The following is a 12,687-nucleotide window of genomic DNA, read 5'->3' on the forward strand; positions in this document are numbered from 1 at the left end:
GTCCGTCCCATGCAAATCATCCGTAGCATTGCCGAGCTGCGCGCCTGGCGCAAAACCGCCGGCAGCGTCGCCTTTGTCCCGACCATGGGCAACCTGCACGAAGGCCATCTGGCGCTGGTCGCCGCCGCGCGGCAGCACGCCGAACAGGTGGTGGTCAGCATCTTCGTCAACCGCCTGCAGTTTGGTCAGGGCGAGGATTTCGACGCCTACCCGCGCACCTTCGAGGCCGATGGCGACAAGCTGCGTGCCGCCGGCGTCGCGGTGCTGTTCTTCCCCGACGAGCGCGAGCTGTATCCACGCATCAAGCAGGACTTCAACGTCGAGCCGCCGCATATCCAGAACGAGCTGTGCGGCGCCTTCCGCCCCGGTCACTTCCGCGGCGTGGCTACCGTGGTCGCCAAGCTGTTCAACATCGTGCAGCCGGACGTCGCCTGCTTCGGCAAGAAGGACTTCCAGCAGCTGCACGTGATCCGTGCCATGGTCGACGACCTCAACATGCCGATCGAGATCGTGCCGGTCGACACCGGCCGCGCCGACGACGGCCTGGCGCTGTCGTCGCGCAACGGCTACCTCAGCGCCGATGAGCGCGCCGAGGCGCCGCGGCTGTACCGCCAGCTGTCCGCCATCCGCGCGGCGCTGCTGGCCGGCGACAGCAATTATGCGGCGCTGGAAAAGGCCGCCTGCGACGAGCTGAACGACCACGGCTGGCGCGTGGACTATGTCGAGATCCGCCAGGCCGACACGCTGGAGATCGCCCACGTCGGCGAGGCGCGGCTGGTGGTGCTGGCGGCGGCGCGTCTGGGCCGTACCCGGCTGATTGACAATATCGAAGTGGCGCGCTGACCCGCCGCGCCGCAAGCAACAACAGGAAGACCGAACCATGCAGCGTTCCATGCTGAAATCCAAGCTTCACCGCGTCACCACCACCCACGCCGAACTGCACTACATCGGCTCCTGCGCCATCGATGAAAACCTGCTGGAAGCGGCCGACATCAAGGAATACGAAGAAGTGCAGATCTGGAACGTGACCAACGGCGAGCGTTTTGCCACCTACGCCATCCGTGCCGAGCGCGGCTCCGGTGTGATCTCGGTCAACGGTTCCGCTGCGCGCCGCGCCGCGCCCGGCGACCTGCTGATCATCGCCTCGTTTGCCGCTTACGAGGACAGCGAACTGGCCAGCCACACGCCGAAGCTGGTATTCGTCGACGAGCGCAACCAGATGACCGAGCTGGCGTCGCTGACGCCGGTACAACCGGCCTGATTGCCATCGTGACCCGTTCGAAACAAGCCGCCCACAGAGGCGGCTTTTTATTGTCTGAACACAACCGAGAAAAGGAGAAATGATGAGTTTTCTGACAACCGACCTCTACGATGCCAACGAGGGCCGCGTGGCGGTGGTGGAGCCGATGTTCCGCGCCTACGGCGGCCGCGCCCGCTTTGCCGGCCAGGTGGTGACGTTGAAGGTGTACGAGGACAATACCCGCGTGCGCGAAGTGTTGGCCGAGCCGGGGCAGGGCAAGATCCTGGTGGTCGATGGTGGCGGCTCCAAACGCTGCGCATTGCTGGGCGACCAGATTGCCGAGCTGGCGGTGAAGAACGGCTGGGAAGGCGTGGTGATTTATGGCTGCATCCGCGATTCGGTGGCCGTCAACGCACTGGACATCGGCGTGCGCGCGCTGGATACCAACCCGAAGAAAACGGTGAAGCGTAACGAAGGGCAGCGCGATCTGGTGCTGGCTTTCGGCGCGGTCGAGTTCGTGCCCGGCCACTGGCTGTATGTCGATGAGGACGGGCTGCTGCTGTCGGCGACGCCGCTGTTGTAAGTCATTGCGGCCAACGTTGGCCGCAGACGCAAAAAAGCCAGCCTCGTGGGGCTGGCTTTTTGCGTTTGCTGTCTTACTCGCCGACCACGTCGACACCGGCGGGCGGGGTGAAGCGGAACTGTGCCGGGTTGACCTTGGCGTTGCGCTGCAGGTTCTTGAACTGGATGCGGGTGATATTGCCGAAGCTGTCGGCCAGCTCCATTTCCACCAGCTGGTTGGCGGTGAAGCCCATCTTGATCGATTCAAACGTGTTATCGGCCTTTTTCGGGCTGGCGGCCAGCCATTCCACCTTGCCGGTCTTGCCGACTTCGCGCAGCTGGTAGTCGCGCTCGATGGCGTTGCTGCCGGCCAGCAGCGCCGCCGGCGAATTGCCCAGCGCGCCGGCCTGGTCGCGGCGGGTGACCTGTGCCAGCTCCTTGTCGTACAGCCACAGTGTCTTGCCGTCGCCGACGATCAGCTGCTCGAATGGCTGGGCGTAGGTCCAGCGCAGCTTGCCGGGGCGCTGGATCTGCATGGTGCCGTGTGCGGTTTCCTGGCGCTGCTTGCCGCTCACCGTCTGGGTGAAATCGGCGGCCAGGGTCTTGGTACCGGCGATAAAGGCCTTGAACTGCGGCAGCGCGGCGGCGTGTACCGGCAGCGTGGCGGCCAGCAGCAGGCCGAGTAGGGCTTGTTTCATGCGTATCCTTAACTGGCGCGGGCGGTTGTCCCTGTTGCTATGACCCGCCCGCCGGGGCCGCGTTCAGCTGAAGCGGTTGGTAATCGGGTAGCGCCAGTCCTTGCCGAAGCCGCGATGGGTGATGCGCGGGCCGACCGGCGCCTGGCGGCGCTTGTATTCGTTGATCTTCAGCAGGCGCACCACGCGGTTGACATCGGCCTCGGCATAACCGGCCTTGACGATGTCGGCGGCGGACTGGTTTTGCTCGACGTAGCGCGCCATGATCGCGTCCAGCACGTCGTACGGAGGCAGACTGTCTTGGTCTTTCTGGTCCGGGCGAAGTTCCGCCGATGGCGGCCGGGTGATGATGCGTTCCGGAATGATCTCGCCCTGGGTGTTGCGCCAGCGGCACAGCGCAAACACCAGCGTCTTGGCCACGTCCTTCAGTACTGCGAAACCGCCAGCCATGTCGCCGTACAGCGTGCAGTAGCCGGTGGTCATCTCCGACTTGTTGCCGGTGGTCAGCACCAGCTTGCCGGATTTGTTGGACAGCGCCATCAGCAGCGTGCCGCGGATGCGCGCCTGCAGGTTTTCCTCGGTGGTGTCGGCCTCCAGCCCGGCGAACGATGGCGCCAGCGCGTTCATGAAGCTTTCGTACATCGGCCAGATTTCGATTTCGTCGTACTTCACGCCGACGCGCTGCACCATGTCGCGGCTGTCGTCGACGCTGATGTCGGCGGTGTAGCGTGACGGCATCATCACCGCGTGCACCTTGTCGGCGCCCAGCGCGTCGACCGCGATGGCCAGCGTCAGCGCGGAGTCGATGCCGCCGGACAGGCCCAGCAGCACGCCGGGGAAGCCGTTCTTGCCGATGTAGTCGCGCACGCCCACCACCAGCGCGCGGTACGCGCTCTCCAGCTCGTCCGGCAGCACGGCAAGGTTGGCCGCAACGATGTCGCCGTCGACGATGTCGAGCAGCAGCAGTTCGTCGTCGTAGGCGGCGGCCTGCGCTACCACTTCGCCGGCCTTGTTCAGCGCGAACGAGGCGCCGTCGAACACCAGTTCGTCCTGGCCGCCGGTGAGGTTGACGTAGGCCATCGGCAGGCCGGTTTCCTGCACCCGGTAGCGCATCACCTCGTGGCGGGTGGCGATCTTGTTGCGATGGAACGGCGACGCGTTCAGCGACACGATGACCTCGGCGCCGGCATCGGCGGCTTCGGCGGCCGGTTCCACCGACCAGCCGTCCTCGCAGATGATGATGCCGACCTTGACGCCGTTCTGCTCGAACACCAGGGGTGCGGCGCCGGGGGTGAAGTAGCGGCACTCGTCGAACACTTCGTTATTGGGCAGCAGCATCTTGTGGTACTGGCCGAGACGGTTGCCATCGCGCAGCACGGTGGCGGCGTTGAAGCGCTCGTGGCCGAGGCGGGCAGGGTGGCCGATCACCAGCGTGATGCCGTCCAGCATTTCCAGTTCGTCGAGGCCGGCGTAGATGGCGCGGTAGAAGTGTTCGCGCAGCAGCAGGTCTTCCGGGCTGTAGCCGGTCAGCGCCAGCTCCGGCGTGACCAGCACGTCGGCACCCTGCGCCATGGCCGTCTTGGCCAGCTCGAGGATTTTGCGGGTGTTGCCGGCGATGTCGCCGACAACCGGGTTGAACTGGGCAAGTGCAATGCGCATCGGGAGAACCACCAGTAGAGAATCGATCGGCTAATTTTAGCGTTGTCTCGCCCGTACCGCATAAAAAACTTGCGCAACGGCCGACTCGCTTATACAATGCGCCTCCTCTGTTGCTTGAGCGGGAACGCCGGTGATAGGCCATCTAGGAGAGGTGGATGAGTGGTTGAAGTCGCACGCCTGGAAAGCGTGTTCAGGGTAATACCCTGACGGGGGTTCGAATCCCCCTCTCTCCGCCAGATTTCCATCGTGCCACTGTGGCGGTGCGATATTGCAGTGCACCTCACGGAGAGGTGGATGAGTGGTTGAAGTCGCACGCCTGGAAAGCGTGTTCAGGGTAATACCCTGACGGGGGTTCGAATCCCCCTCTCTCCGCCAGTATTGAAAAAGCCAGCTGCTTGCAGCTGGCTTTTTTGCGTTTGCGCTACGGCCCCGGCAGCTGCCAGTCGCCCTTGCTGCGGAACGGGATGTCCCCCAGCGTGCCGACACCGAACACGGTGCCGTCAATCTCGTAGCGCAGCGCCGTGTTGTTGCCCGCCAGTTTGCCTAGCTGCGTCAGCCAGCCGGAGAGCGAGGTGTGCAGCAGCACCTTGACGGTGTCGTTGCCCAGCGCCGGGATGCTGAATGGCTGGCTGCTGGCGCCGCGGGCAAAGTTGTTGCCGTCGAGGCTGACATTGAAGCGCAACCCCTTTGCGCTGAGCGGCTGCTGGTTTGGGTTGCTGATGCGCAGTGTGACCTCGAACTCCTGCTCGAACAGCGTGGCCTTGCCGGTGGGCTGGATGTCGGCCAGTTGCACTTCCGGCTGCGGCCGCGACAGGCTGGCGCAGCCGCTGAGTAGTGCCGCCAGCAGCAGCGGGGTCAGGTATTTCAGCATCGGTGCCTCCATTGGCGGCGTGGTGGACAATACTCAGTGTACTTGTCAGCCTGTGACCGTGCGTTGGTGTTTTATCGATATCTGTTGCGCCACGGTTGCATGTGGTGACGCTTTGTTTCATATTGATGTGCTATTCGTTCAGGATATATGACGCTTCATGTCGTGCGGGTGCGGCTGGCGCGGGCGGTCATGGCAGTGGCGAGGAGCAAGATGAACGCAGCAAAGAAAATCCGTTTGTACCTGCAGTCCGGGCAGGATGCGGCCCAGGTCGAAATCCTGCTGCAGCTGGCGTTCAGCCTGCAGACCGGCAAGCCATTTCAGTTGCAGCCGCTGCATGACCTGGACGAGCCGTATTTCGATACCGCGCTGCAGCTGATCCGCGAGTGGCATCTGGATCACCACATCGCCTCACGCAGCAAGTTGCTGGAAATGATCTACGCCCGCGGTCAGCGTGCCGTCGCGCGCAATGCGCCGCCGCCGGCTGTCACGGAACATTAACCTTGCCGGACTAAGCTTGCCTGGTTGCATCCTGTTTCGCTGATAGTCCCTGCAATCCTGTCGCAATTTGGCCCGCTACCGCGGGCCTTTTCTTTATCGGTCGCAGTCCGGCCACTGCAGCTGGCCGTGACAGGCCTCGTTGAGGCTGGCGACCAGCGCCGCGCACTGCGATTCGGCAATGCTGAAGCTGAGCAGTACCGCCGTGCCATGCTCCACCGCCAGCAGTTGCGCGTCGGCCGCCTGCAGCAGGCGGCGCAGCCTGCCTTCCAGCGGGTAGGGCGCGAGGCACTGCAACTGTTGCTGGCGGATCAGCGGCAGTCGCACCGCCTGTTCCAGCGCGCTGGCGACGCTGTCGGTGTAGGCGCGCACCAGGCCGCCGGCGCCGAGCTTCACACCGCCGTAGTAGCGCACCACGCTGGCCAGTACGCCCTCCAGCTGCTGGTGACGCAGCACTTCCAGCATCGGCCGGCCGGCGGTGCCGGACGGTTCGCCGTCGTCGTTGGCCGCGGAGTGGCCGCCGGCCATCAGCGCCCAGCAGACGTGTGCCGCCGCCGGGTGCGCTGCTTTCAGCGCCGCGATGCGTGCCAGTGCGGCTTCGCGATCCGCCATGGGCTCGACGCAGCCGAGGAAGCGGCTTTTCTTGATCTCGATCTCGCTATGGACCGCGTGTTGCAGGGTGAAGGGCATGCTGGTTCGGCAGGTAAGAATTCAGACGGTTGCGGCCAGCCTTGGCGCGATGGCGACAAGGTTGGCCGCAAATGATGGCAGTGTTTCAGCCGCGGAGCATGAACTAGAGCGCGCCGGCCGTGCGTCAGCAGCCCGGATGCAGTCCCGTTTGCACGGCTGCTACATATAGATAGTAGTAGCAACGATGCAGGCATCAGCAGCGAGATCGCCGGCGGACGGTCTGTGTGCTGCGCCACGCGCATCACACCAGGGTCGGTGCGCCTGGCCGGCGGGCGCGGCCACGATTGTCGCAGTTTTGCCGACAGTGGACGAGGGCGACTAGCGGTTCAGCGCCAGACGCAGGCCAAAGCCGACAAAGGCGACGCCGAGCACGCGGTCGAGCAGGCGCTGCAGTCGTGGCGAGCGCAGCCAGGCGCCGGCACGTGCCGCCACCAGCGCCAGCACGCCGAACCACAGCACCCCCATTAGCGCGTGGATCAGTGCCATCAGCACGCTCAAGGTAAACACGTCCTCGCCGGGGGCGATGAACTGCGGCAGAAAGGTGACGTAGAACAGGCCGACCTTGGGATTGAGCAGGTTGGTCAGCACGCCGCGCCACAGCCATTGCCAGCCGCTGGTCGCCGTGCGCTGCGCGTCCGGCTCGCCCAGCGAAGTGGCACGACTGCGAAGCAGCTGCCAGCCCAGCCATAGCAGCCATAGCGCACCGCCAATGCGCAGCGCGGTATAGGCGGTTTCCGATGCCGCCAGCAGCGCACCGAGGCCAGCGGCCACCAGCAGCCCCCACAACAGTACGCCGCCGCAGATGCCGATGCCAGCCAGCCAGGCGGTGCGCCGCCCTTCGTTGATCGCGGTGCGCAATACCAGTGCGGTATCGAGGCCGGGGGTGATGGTGAGGACGGCGGCGGCGAGGCTGAATAGCAGCAGGGAGTTGCTCATGGCGGGGCTTTCCGGGCGGGTGGCGGGGTGATGATCTTGCCATGAATGCGTCAGGGCGGGGAGGGGTGGTGTTGCGTTGCTGTTGCGGTCGCCGAAGGGTGGGCTATATTTTTGTTGCGTTTCGATCGCAGGCGAAAACGTTCTTGCGTTATATTTTATATTGTCCAACAAGTTGATTTTAGATTGTATACAATAGGCAAGTTGGCAAATAAAATTGATAGAGGTGAGTTCTCATGCAGTTTCAGGCATTCGCGCGCAAACAAACCGCACTCCGTGACGCCATTACGGCAGCCTATCGCCGTGACGAGCAGGCTTGCGTCAAGACACTGACCGCCGAGGCGCAGATGTCGTCCGAGCAGGTGAGCTCGGTCAAGATCCTGGCCGCCAAACTGGTTTCGAAAGTGCGCAGCGAGCGCACCAAATCCAGCGGTGTTGACGCGCTGATGCATGAGTTCTCTCTCTCCAGCCAGGAAGGCGTGGCGCTGATGTGCCTGGCCGAAGCGCTGCTGCGCATCCCGGACCGCGTCACCGCCGATCGCCTGATCCGCGACAAGATTTCCGGCGGCGACTGGAAGTCTCACTTGGGTAACAGTTCCTCGCTGTTCGTCAACGCTGCTGCCTGGGGCCTGCTGGTCACCGGCAAGCTGGTGTCGTCGCACAGTGCGCACGGCCTGTCTTCGGCCTTGACCCGCCTGATCGCCAAGGGTGGCGAGCCGCTGATCCGCAAGGGTGTCGATCTGGCGATGCGCATGCTGGGTAAGCAGTTCGTGACCGGCGAGACCATCGACGAAGCACTGGTCAACGGCCGCGAGCGCGAAACCAAGGGCTACCGTTTCAGCTACGACATGCTTGGCGAAGCGGCGATGACCGAGGCCGACGCACAGCGCTACCTGCGTGACTACGAAGTCGCCATCCACGCCATCGGCAAGGAATCCAACGGCCGCGGTATTTACCAGGGCCCCGGCATCTCGGTGAAGCTGTCGGCGATCCACCCGCGCTACGCGCGCATGAAGCACGAGCGGATGATGGCGGAGTTGCTGCCACGTCTGAAACAGCTGTTCCTGCTGGCCAAGCAGTACGACATCGGCCTCAACATCGACGCCGAAGAAGCCGATCGTCTGGAGATCTCGCTCGACCTGATCGAAGCGCTGGCCAATGACCCGGATCTGGACGGTTTCGAAGGTATCGGCATCGTGGTGCAGGCCTACCAGAAGCGCTGTCCGTACGTGATCGACTACCTGATCGACCTCGCCCGCCGCAGCAAGCACCGCTTCATGGTGCGGCTGGTGAAGGGCGCCTACTGGGATGCCGAGATCAAGCGTGCCCAGGTCGACGGCCTCGACGGCTATCCGGTGTACACCCGCAAGGTCTACACCGACGTGTCCTACCTTGCCTGCGCCAAGCGCCTTCTGGCGGCACAGGATGCGATCTATCCACAGTTCGCCTCGCACAACGCCTACACCCTGTCCGCGGTGTACCACCTTGCCGCCGGCAAGGACTACGAATTCCAGTGCCTGCACGGCATGGGCGAAAGCCTGTACGACCAGGTGGTCGGTGCCGACAACCTCGACAAGCCGTGCCGCATCTACGCGCCGGTCGGTTCCCACGAAACCCTGCTCGCCTATCTGGTGCGCCGCCTGCTGGAGAATGGTGCCAACTCCTCGTTCGTGAACCGCATCGTTGACGAGAGCGTGTCCATCGACGAGCTGGTGGAAGACCCAGTCGCCGAAGCGCTGCGTCAGGGGGGTGAGCCGCATCGCAAGATCACCCTGCCGCGCACCCTGTACGGTGCCGAACGTCTCAATTCGCTGGGCATGGACCTGTCCAACGAGCATGTGCTGCAGCAACTGAACGACGCGCTGAATGCCGGCGCCGCGCAGAGCCTGCACCTGAAGCCGATGTTGGCCGCAGGCCCGCTGAGCGAAGGCGTGGCGCAGAACGTGCTGAACCCGGCCAACCTGCAGGACGTGGTCGGCACCATCCAGGAAGCCAGTGCCGCCGATGTCGAGTTGGCCTTGCAGCAGGCAGTGCTGGCTGCGCCGCAATGGGCTGCCACCGCGCCGGCCGAGCGTGCCGCCTGCCTGGAACGCATGGCCGACCTGATGGAACAGCACATGGCCACCCTGATGGGGCTGGCCGTGCGTGAGGCAGGCAAGACCTTTGCCAACGCCATCGCCGAAGTGCGCGAGGCGGTCGATTTCTGCCGTTACTACGCGACACAAGTACGTCGCGAATTCGATAACCAGACCCACCCGGCGCTGGGCCCGGTGGTGTGCATCAGCCCGTGGAACTTCCCGCTGGCGATCTTCATCGGCGAAGTGGTGGCCTCGCTGGCCGCCGGCAACGTGGTGCTGGCCAAGCCGGCCGAGCAGACCGCGCTGATCGCCGGTTTTGCCGTGCAGCTGCTGCACCAGGCCGGCGTGCCTGCCGGTGCGCTGCAGTTCCTGCCGGGCCGTGGCGAAGTGGTCGGTGCCGCACTGACCCGCGACGAGCGCGTCAAGGGCGTGATCTTCACCGGTTCCACCGAGGTGGCGCAGCTGATCAACCGTACCCTGGCCAAGCGCAGCGGCGAAGTGCCGCTGGTAGCCGAAACCGGTGGCCAGAATGCGATGATCGTCGACAGCTCGGCGCTGCCGGAGCAGGTGGTGGCTGACGTGATGTCGTCCGCCTTCGACTCCGCCGGCCAGCGCTGCTCGGCGCTGCGCGTGCTGTACCTGCAGCAGGACATTGCCGACAAGGTCATCACCATGATCAAGGGCGCGATGGACGAGCTGCGTGTCGGCAACCCTGCACTGCTGGAAACCGACATCGGCCCGGTGATCGACGCCGAGGCGCAGCAGGGCCTGCTGCGTCACATCGACAGCATGAAAGGCAAGGCGCGCGACTGCTACCAGGCGCGGCTGACGCCGGAGTGTGCCGACGGCACCTTCGTGGCGCCGACCCTGTTCGAGATCGACAGCGTCAGCCTGCTGCAGCGCGAGGTGTTCGGCCCGGTGCTGCACGTGATCCGCTTCTCGGCGCAGGATATCGACCACGTGGTGGATGAAATCAATGCCACCGGCTACGGCCTGACCCACGGCATCCACAGCCGCATCGACGAGTCCATCGACAACATCGTCGCTCGCATCAAGGTCGGCAACGTCTACGTCAACCGCAACATCGTTGGCGCCGTGGTCGGCGTGCAGCCGTTCGGTGGCGAAGGCAAGTCCGGTACCGGTCCGAAGGCTGGCGGCCCGTTCTACGTCTACCGCCTCAGCGGCGCCAGCTGGAATCCGGAACTGGCGGCCAACCCGGTGGTGCCAGCGCTGTCCGAGCTGGACCGCCTGCAGGGTGTGCTGTCGCAGTTGCTGCCGGATGCCACCGCCCAGACTCGTCTGCGCGAAGCCATCGCCTACGCCCGTCGCCACACGCCGCTGGCGAACATGGTGACGCTGCCCGGCCCGACCGGCGAGCGCAACAGCCTGCACTTCGCCGCCCGGGGCCGTGTCGGTTGCCTGGCGCTGACGCTGGAAGGCCTGCTGCAGCAACTGGTGGCAGTATTTGCCACCGGCAACAGCGCAGTGCTGCTTGACGGCGCGCTGACCGCCGCCTTGCCTGCGACGCTGGCCGGCTTCTTCGTGGTCAAGGGTGGCGATGTCGCCAACGCCGACGTGACTGCCGTGCTGTACGAGGGCGATGCTGCCGACCGCCTGCGCCAGACCCTGTCACAGCGTGACGGTGCGCTGATTCCGCTGCTGACCGCGGATGAGGACGGCTACAACCTGCATCGCCTGGTTGTAGAGCGCGCAGTGAGCGTAAACACCACAGCTGCAGGCGGTAATGCCAGCCTGATGAGCATTGGTGACTAAATCAGACTTGCCTGAGGTTGGCCGCATTGGAATAATGCGGCCAACCTTGGCATTTTGCCTTGGAGCGGCACAATCGTTCCGATGTCTTTCCCTGACATAACTAGAGAAGAGAAACATGCAACTGACCAAAATGACCCGCCTTTCCCTCGCTGTTGCTGCTGCGCTGACTTTGGCTGCGTGCGGCAATAAAGAAGAAGCCCCGGCCGACGCGTCTGCCGCTCAATCCGGCGCCGCTGCTGGTGAAGTCGTGAAGCTCGGCTTTGCCGCGCCACTGACCGGCCCACAGTCGCACTACGGTGAAGAGTACAAAAACGGCGTGACCCTGGCGATCGAAGATGCCAACGCCGAGAAGCCAACCATCGGCGGCAAGCCGGTGACCTTCGAGCTGGTGGCAGAAGACGACCAGGCTGACCCGAAAACTGCGACCCAGCTGGCGCAGAAGTTCGTCGACAACCAGGTAAGCGGCATTGTTGGTCACTTCAACTCCGGCACCTCGATCCCGGCTTCGAAGATCTACTCCGACGCAGGCCTGCCACAAGTGGCAATGGCGACTGCCCCGGCTTTCACCCAGCAAGGTTACAAGACCACTTTCCGCTCCATGACTTCCGATACCCAGCAAGGTTCGGTAATGGGCAAGTTCGTGGTTGAGAAGCTGGCAGCCAAGAAGATCGTCATCGTTGACGACCGCACCGCTTACGGCCAAGGTCTGGCTGACGAATTCGAGAAGTCGGTCAAGGCCGCCGGTGGCGAAGTCGTGAAGCGCGAGTTCACCAACGACAAGGCAACCGACTTTGCCGCCATCATCACCTCGATCAAGGGTTCTGCACCTGACGTGGTGTTCTTCGGTGGTGCTGATGCGCAGTCCGCCCCGATGGCCAAGCAGATGAAGCGTCTGGGCCTGAAGGCACCGCTGGTATCCGGTGAAATGACCAAGACCCCGACCTTCCTGAAGCTGGCTGGTAAGGAAGCCGAAGGCACCATCGCCTCGCTGGCAGGCCTGCCGCTGGAAAAAATGCCTAAAGGCGCCGACTACGCTACCCGCTACAAGGCCCGCTTCAACGCGGACGTGGCGACCTACTCGCCATACGGATACGACGCGACTCGCGTGATCATTGCGGCGATGAAAGAGGCGGATTCGATCAAGCCGGCTGACTACCTGCCGAAACTGGCCGCGATCAACTACTCCGGCGTGACTTCCGCGGCCTGGTCCTACGACCAGAACGGCGACCTGAAAGACGGTGGCATCACCGTGTACAAGGTTGAAGGCGGTGAGTGGAAAGTAATGGAAACCGTGGGTGGCGCCGGCGCTGCCGCTGCACCTGCTGCTTCCGCTGCCCAGTAAGCTTCAGCTGGCAGGACAAAAAACCGGCACAGGCTTTTGTGCCGGTTTTTTTATGGCTGTTATTTCAGTTGCAGGCGGTTGCTGCTGCTGTTGTCTTGTTGCAGGGTTGGGGCGGCTGAAGGGCGTTGGCGACCGGCGCTGCGGCGAAAGCGGGTACGGGCTGTGGCTGACCGACTCCCGGTAGCGATGCCCGGCAGGCGTGCTGCTGCTGGTGTTGCGAGGGTGGACTGGATACGACAAGAGGCACCACTACCGGGGTAGTTGATGCCTCCTGTTTTTCGCGAGCGTCCTTGAGAAGCACGATGCTCTGCAAGGTAGGAGGGGGTGGTGCCGCTGCTGCGACACGCATC

The 12,687-nt window shown here is 63.9% G+C and carries 11 protein-coding genes and 2 tRNA genes; 8 read left to right on the forward strand and 5 right to left on the reverse strand.

Translation table 11 applies throughout. The annotated features are described in order from the left end of the window. Window positions 1-9 precede the first annotated feature (9 nt). The 3 genes from panC (at window position 10) to rraA (ending at window position 1,823) form a co-directional block, all read left to right on the forward strand. Window positions 10-843, forward strand: a complete 834-nt coding sequence (gene panC, locus PQU89_RS02660; RefSeq protein WP_272764494.1) for a pantoate--beta-alanine ligase — start codon at window positions 10-12, stop codon at window positions 841-843. A gap of 37 nt (window positions 844-880) precedes the next feature. Continuing rightward, complete coding sequence (gene panD / locus PQU89_RS02665) at window positions 881-1,261, forward strand: aspartate 1-decarboxylase (protein WP_047967091.1); 381 nt, start codon at window positions 881-883, stop codon at window positions 1,259-1,261. 82 nt (window positions 1,262-1,343) lie between these two features. Next, window positions 1,344-1,823, forward strand: coding sequence for a ribonuclease E activity regulator RraA (gene rraA / locus PQU89_RS02670; protein WP_272764495.1), 480 nt, complete (start codon window positions 1,344-1,346; stop codon window positions 1,821-1,823). 73 nt (window positions 1,824-1,896) lie between these two features. On the opposite strand, the gene lolA is transcribed toward rraA, so the two are convergent. Together lolA and PQU89_RS02680 are read right to left on the reverse strand one after the other, a co-directional pair. After that, window positions 1,897-2,499, reverse strand: a complete 603-nt coding sequence (lolA, locus tag PQU89_RS02675; RefSeq protein ID WP_272764496.1) for an outer membrane lipoprotein periplasmic chaperone LolA — start codon at window positions 2,497-2,499, stop codon at window positions 1,897-1,899. A 63-nt stretch (window positions 2,500-2,562) separates the two neighbouring features. Continuing rightward, the gene (locus PQU89_RS02680; protein WP_272764497.1) at window positions 2,563-4,155 is read right to left on the reverse strand and encodes an NAD+ synthase; all 1,593 of its coding nucleotides are present in this window, start codon (window positions 4,153-4,155) and stop codon (window positions 2,563-2,565) included. Between the two features lie 145 nt (window positions 4,156-4,300). Between PQU89_RS02680 and PQU89_RS02685 the strand changes: the two genes are divergently transcribed. Together PQU89_RS02685 and PQU89_RS02690 are read left to right on the forward strand one after the other, a co-directional pair. Then, window positions 4,301-4,391 (forward strand) — tRNA-Ser (locus PQU89_RS02685). A gap of 48 nt (window positions 4,392-4,439) precedes the next feature. After that, window positions 4,440-4,530, forward strand: a tRNA-Ser gene (locus PQU89_RS02690). Between the two features lie 46 nt (window positions 4,531-4,576). Here PQU89_RS02690 and PQU89_RS02695 read toward each other — a convergent pair. Then, a complete protein-coding gene (locus PQU89_RS02695; protein ID WP_272764498.1) occupies window positions 4,577-5,026 on the reverse strand; it encodes an LEA/WHy family protein in 450 nt (149 codons plus the stop codon). Window positions 5,027-5,236: 210 nt separating this feature from the next. Here PQU89_RS02695 and PQU89_RS02700 point away from each other — a divergent pair, with 210 nt between their 5' ends. Next, the gene (locus PQU89_RS02700; RefSeq protein ID WP_272764499.1) at window positions 5,237-5,524 is read left to right on the forward strand and encodes a hypothetical protein; all 288 of its coding nucleotides are present in this window, start codon (window positions 5,237-5,239) and stop codon (window positions 5,522-5,524) included. 93 nt (window positions 5,525-5,617) lie between these two features. On the opposite strand, the gene PQU89_RS02705 is transcribed toward PQU89_RS02700, so the two are convergent. Continuing rightward, a complete protein-coding gene (locus PQU89_RS02705) occupies window positions 5,618-6,211 on the reverse strand; it encodes an IMPACT family protein (protein WP_272764500.1) in 594 nt (197 codons plus the stop codon). 318 nt (window positions 6,212-6,529) lie between these two features. Continuing rightward, window positions 6,530-7,147 (reverse strand): LysE family translocator, encoded by a 618-nt coding sequence (locus PQU89_RS02710; protein WP_272764501.1) that lies wholly within the window; start codon window positions 7,145-7,147, stop codon window positions 6,530-6,532. 233 nt (window positions 7,148-7,380) lie between these two features. Here PQU89_RS02710 and putA point away from each other — a divergent pair, with 233 nt between their 5' ends. After that, window positions 7,381-10,995, forward strand: coding sequence for a trifunctional transcriptional regulator/proline dehydrogenase/L-glutamate gamma-semialdehyde dehydrogenase (gene putA / locus PQU89_RS02715; RefSeq protein WP_272764502.1), 3,615 nt, complete (start codon window positions 7,381-7,383; stop codon window positions 10,993-10,995). Between the two features lie 115 nt (window positions 10,996-11,110). Beyond that, on the forward strand, window positions 11,111-12,337 hold the full coding sequence (locus tag PQU89_RS02720) for a branched-chain amino acid ABC transporter substrate-binding protein (protein WP_272764503.1): 1,227 nt from the start codon (window positions 11,111-11,113) through the stop codon (window positions 12,335-12,337). Window positions 12,338-12,687 lie beyond the last annotated feature (350 nt).

It is taken from the genome of Vogesella indigofera (assembly GCF_028548395.1).
GTDB classification, from domain to species: domain Bacteria; phylum Pseudomonadota; class Gammaproteobacteria; order Burkholderiales; family Chromobacteriaceae; genus Vogesella; species Vogesella indigofera_A.

Coding starts and splice junctions, on each gene's coding strand:
- panC (WP_272764494.1), top strand. CDS start 10: ATGCAAATCATCCGTAGCATTGCCGAGCTGCGCGCCTGGCGCAAAACC.
- panD (WP_047967091.1), top strand. CDS start 881: ATGCAGCGTTCCATGCTGAAATCCAAGCTTCACCGCGTCACCACCACC.
- rraA (WP_272764495.1), top strand. CDS start 1,344: ATGAGTTTTCTGACAACCGACCTCTACGATGCCAACGAGGGCCGCGTG.
- lolA (WP_272764496.1), bottom strand. CDS start 2,499: ATGAAACAAGCCCTACTCGGCCTGCTGCTGGCCGCCACGCTGCCGGTA.
- PQU89_RS02680 (WP_272764497.1), bottom strand. CDS start 4,155: ATGCGCATTGCACTTGCCCAGTTCAACCCGGTTGTCGGCGACATCGCC.
- PQU89_RS02695 (WP_272764498.1), bottom strand. CDS start 5,026: ATGCTGAAATACCTGACCCCGCTGCTGCTGGCGGCACTACTCAGCGGC.
- PQU89_RS02700 (WP_272764499.1), top strand. CDS start 5,237: ATGAACGCAGCAAAGAAAATCCGTTTGTACCTGCAGTCCGGGCAGGAT.
- PQU89_RS02705 (WP_272764500.1), bottom strand. CDS start 6,211: ATGCCCTTCACCCTGCAACACGCGGTCCATAGCGAGATCGAGATCAAG.
- PQU89_RS02710 (WP_272764501.1), bottom strand. CDS start 7,147: ATGAGCAACTCCCTGCTGCTATTCAGCCTCGCCGCCGCCGTCCTCACC.
- putA (WP_272764502.1), top strand. CDS start 7,381: ATGCAGTTTCAGGCATTCGCGCGCAAACAAACCGCACTCCGTGACGCC.
- PQU89_RS02720 (WP_272764503.1), top strand. CDS start 11,111: ATGCAACTGACCAAAATGACCCGCCTTTCCCTCGCTGTTGCTGCTGCG.